The sequence below is a fragment of the uncultured Negativibacillus sp. genome, from assembly GCF_944388365.1.
GTDB lineage: Bacteria > Bacillota > Clostridia > Oscillospirales > Ruminococcaceae > Negativibacillus.
On sequence record NZ_CALXIN010000139.1, the window covers coordinates 1 to 3,985 of the forward strand.

Genomic DNA, 3,985 nt, shown 5'->3' on the forward strand with positions numbered 1-3,985 from the left:
CAGACGATGGCTGTCATCAACGCCGCCGGATGCTGCTGCCGGACGGCGATGTACGAAACGATGACCTGCCTGCGCGGAATCCGCTGGTGTGCGATGGCATGGGTGGAATATCAGGACCCGACCCGTCCGATTCAGAACCACGGAACCTATCAGAAGATTCTCGAGTATCTGACCGAGGACTTTTTGGGCTGGATCTGGAAGAATTACTTTGCTTAATGGAGGAAACAGGATGGCAAAACTATCGCTGATCGTGCCGGTGCTCAACGAGGCGCAGAAGATCGACGGCTTTCTTGCGCAGCTGCAAGGGCTGTCCGGCGACTGGGAGGTCATCTTTGCCGACGGCGGCAGCACCGACGGCACCGCCGAAAGAATCGCGGCGCACTATCCGGTGGTGCACTGTCCCAAAGGACGCGCCCGCCAGATGAACGAAGGCGCCCGTCACGCCGGCGGTCAGGTGCTGCTCTTTCTGCACTGCGACAGCGTGCTGCCGCGCGACCTGTGCGCACAGGTGGAGGAGGTCATCCGGCGCGGCTATCGGTTCGGCTGCTTTCGCATCCGGTTTGACAGCAGTCATCCGTGGATGCGCTGCTGTTCCTTTTGTTCTAACCTGCGTGTCCGCCTGCGTAAAATAGCCTTTGGAGATCAGGGCATCTTTCTCACCCGCGAGCTGTTCGATCAGATCGGCGGCTTTGCCGACCTGCCCATCATGGAGGATTATAAGCTCTCGATGGATCTAAAAGGCAAGGTCCCGCTCGGACAGACCAGAGGGTATCTGACGACCTCGGCGCGCAGATTCGAGCAGGGCGGAATGCTGCGGACGATGTGGAGGATGCAGGTGTTGCAGCATCGCTTTCGCAAGGGCTGTCCGGCGCAGGAGATTGCGCGGCTCTACCGCGACATTCGATGACAGGGAGGAAAAGGGATGGACTGTATCCACTGCGGAAACTGCACCCGACATTGTGCGTTTCTGGCTAACTATAAGCTCGACCTTGCCGGCTTTGCCCAGCATCCCGAGCTTGCATACCACTGCTTTTTGTGCGGCGAATGTACCGCCTGCTGTCCCAGGGACATCGACGGCAGGGAGATTGCGCTGAACTTACGGCAAGAGCGCATCGCGCAGGCGGGCAGCTTTTCGGCGCTGCCCGAAGCAAAGGCGCGCCGGATGCTGGTGCTCGAAAAGAAAAACTACCTGTTTAACAGCTACCGCCGCGCCAAACCTGGACCGGTGCTGTTCCCAGGGTGCAACTTTCCCTCGTTCTATCCCAAAACGACCCGAAAGCTGATAAAGCTGCTCGAGGAGCGGGCAGGCATCGGCACGGTGATGGACTGCTGCGGCAAGCCGATCGCCGAGCTTGGGATGATGGAGGAGAGTAAGACCATCTGCGACCGGCTTTCCAGGCGGCTGCACCGAATCGGTGCGACCGAGCTGGTGGTGCTCTGTCCCAACTGCTGCGCCTTTTTAAAAGGAAGGCTCGATCTTCCGGTGGTCAGCATCTATCAGAAGCTGCAGGAACTGGGACTGGTGCAGCCGCTGCGCGCCGAACGCTTTGCGCTCTATCTGCCCTGTCCCGACCGGCACAGCCGCGAGATGATGGAGAGCTTTCTGCCGCTTTTGCAGGGACAGATCGAGCAGCTCAGCGGCGTCCAGTGCTGTGGACTGGGCGGCAGCGCCGCGGCAAGTGAGCCGCAGATCGCCGCCGGCTTTGCCACAAAGATGCAGTCCAAAGGGCTGTCGGAGATGTACACCTACTGCGCGTCCTGCGCCGGACAGTTTGCCCGCAGCGGCTGCGAAGGAGTCCACCACCTGCTGGTGGAGCTGCTGCGGACCGGCGAAACACCGGTCAAGGGCATGTCCACGCTGTTAAACCGCGCAAAATATAAGCTGATTTTGTAGACATATTAAATAGGAAAGAAAGAAGGAATCTGATCATGAAATTTGCTTCGATCATCAAAAAGGGAGCGGCGCTGCTGCTGAGCCTCGGTCTGTGTATGGGACTGGGCGGCTGCCAGTCCAAGGAGGAACAGACGCTCGATCTGTCGCAGGTGGAGTTTGAGCAGCTGGTCGAGCAGGCGAAGGGAACCACCGTCAGCTTTTACGGCTGGGGCGGCGACGAGCTCATCAACCACTGGATCGACGAAACCTTTGCTCCGCTGATGAAGGAAAAGTACGACATCACCATCGAGCGGGTGCCGATGGACATCGACCAGATTCTCAATAAGCTCTCCTCCGAGGTGCAGGCGGGCAAGACCGACGGCAGCATCGACATGATCTGGATTAACGGCGAGAACTTCTTCTCTGCCAAAGAAAACGACCTGCTCTATGGCCCGTTTACCCAGGCGCTGCCAAACTTTGCAGCCTATGTGGACGAAACCTCGGACGACACCTGCTACGACTTTGCCTACCCGATCGAGGGCTACGAAGCGCCCTATGGCAAGGCGCAGCTGGTGCTGATTAACGATTCTGCCAAAACGCCCGAAACGCCGTCCAATGCGCAGGAGCTGCTCGACTTTGTCAAGAAGTACCCGGCTCAGGTGACCTATCCTGCGCCGCCGGACTTCACCGGCAGTGCGTTTGTGCGCAACATCATCTATGAGTTTGTCGATCCGGAGGTGTTCATGGATATGGAAGCCGACAAGGAGACGGTCAAAGCCGCCATCCAGCCGGCGCTGGACTACCTCAGAGAATTAAATCCCTACCTCTGGAAGGAGGGAACCACCTTCCCAGCGACCGTTTCCCAGCAGGAAACGATGTACATGGACGGAGAACTGCTGTTACATATGCGTTACGAATCCTACTGGATTGCGACTGCTATCGAACAGGGCATGTGTACCGAAACCAGCCGCAGCTTTTTGTTTGATAACGGCACCATCGGCAACACCAACTTTGTAGCGGTGGCAAAGAATTCTCCCAATAAGGCGGGCGCGCTGGTCGCCATCAATGAGCTGCTGACGCCCGAGGTGCAGGCGTCGCGCTATGAAGAATTAAAGATTCTGCCGGTGCTGGATAACAGTAAGCTCTCCGATGAGGAGAAGGCGCTCTTTGACGCGGTCGACCCAGGTCCAGGCACCATCGCGCAGGAGGAGCTTTTGGAAAAGCGCCTGCCCGAGATGCCGGTCAAGCTGGTGCCGATCATTGAACAGCTCTGGCAGGAGGAGGTCGTCGGCAAGTGAGAAAACGGGCGCTGACGCCGCTAGTGTTGCTGCTGCCGTTTCTGGTGCTGATGCTGCTGTTCTTTCTCGGACTGGCAAGCGGCCTGGTGCAGAGCTTTGGCATCGTGCCGTCGCTGGGACTGACCGAACCGACGCTTGCCTACTACCGTCAGCTGCTGAGCGACACGGATTTCTGGCAGTCGCTGGGATATAGCCTCTATCTGTCGGTGGTTTCGTCGGTGCTGGCAGCGGTCGGCGGCGTGGCGGTCTGCTCGGCGATGGTGCTTTCCGGCAAGGTGCGCACCGGCTCGATGCGGCTGATGCAGCTGCCCATCATGCTGCCGCACGTCGTGGTGGCGCTGTTTGTGATGAACCTCTTTTCGCAGAGCGGACTGTTTGCCCGCCTGCTGTATGCGCTGGGGTTGCTGGGTGGTCAGGAGTCCTTTCCCGACCTGCTGTTTGATCGGGCAGGAGTGGGGATTATCCTTGCCTACCTGTGGAAGGAGATTCCGTTTGTCGCCTTCTTTGTAGTGACGCTGATGGCGGCGGTCAACGAAAATCTGGGCGAGGCAGCCCGCAACCTCGGCGCCTCACCGATGCAGGCATTCTGCCGCGTGACGCTGCCGGTCTGCCTGCCCGCCATCCAAAACGCCTTTCTGATCGTGCTGGCGTTTTCGTTTGGCGCCTATGAGCTGCCCTATCTGCTCGGACCCACTCTCCCGAAGGCGCTGCCGGTAGCGGCGTACCTCGAATACATCTCGCCCGACCTAAAGAACCGTCCGACGGCGATGGCGATGAACAGTTTGATGCTGCTCATCAGCCTGGGGATGGCGTG

4 protein-coding genes and 1 pseudogene are annotated in these 3,985 nt (G+C 58.8%); all 5 read left to right on the plus strand.

Annotated elements, in window-relative coordinates; all coding sequences use genetic code 11:
* Nucleotides 1-216: pseudogene (locus tag Q0L39_RS11100) on the plus strand (hypothetical protein); the annotation flags it as partial.
* Nucleotides 217-229: 13 nt separating this feature from the next.
* The gene (locus tag Q0L39_RS11105; protein ID WP_296629195.1) at nucleotides 230-907 is read left to right on the plus strand and encodes a TIGR04283 family arsenosugar biosynthesis glycosyltransferase; all 678 of its coding nucleotides are present in this window, start codon (nucleotides 230-232) and stop codon (nucleotides 905-907) included.
* A 15-nt stretch (nucleotides 908-922) separates the two neighbouring features.
* Nucleotides 923-1,894 carry a (Fe-S)-binding protein gene (locus tag Q0L39_RS11110; protein WP_296629197.1) on the plus strand — a complete coding sequence of 324 codons (972 nt, stop codon included), beginning with the start codon at nucleotides 923-925 and terminating at the stop codon, nucleotides 1,892-1,894.
* A 35-nt stretch (nucleotides 1,895-1,929) separates the two neighbouring features.
* Entirely contained in the window at nucleotides 1,930-3,171 is a 1,242-nt protein-coding gene (locus Q0L39_RS11115; protein ID WP_296629199.1) for an ABC transporter substrate-binding protein, read from the plus strand.
* Nucleotides 3,168-3,985: ABC transporter permease subunit (locus Q0L39_RS11120; protein ID WP_296629201.1), on the plus strand; the 818-nt coding region annotated here is incomplete at its 3' end. The genes Q0L39_RS11115 and Q0L39_RS11120, both read left to right, overlap by 4 nt.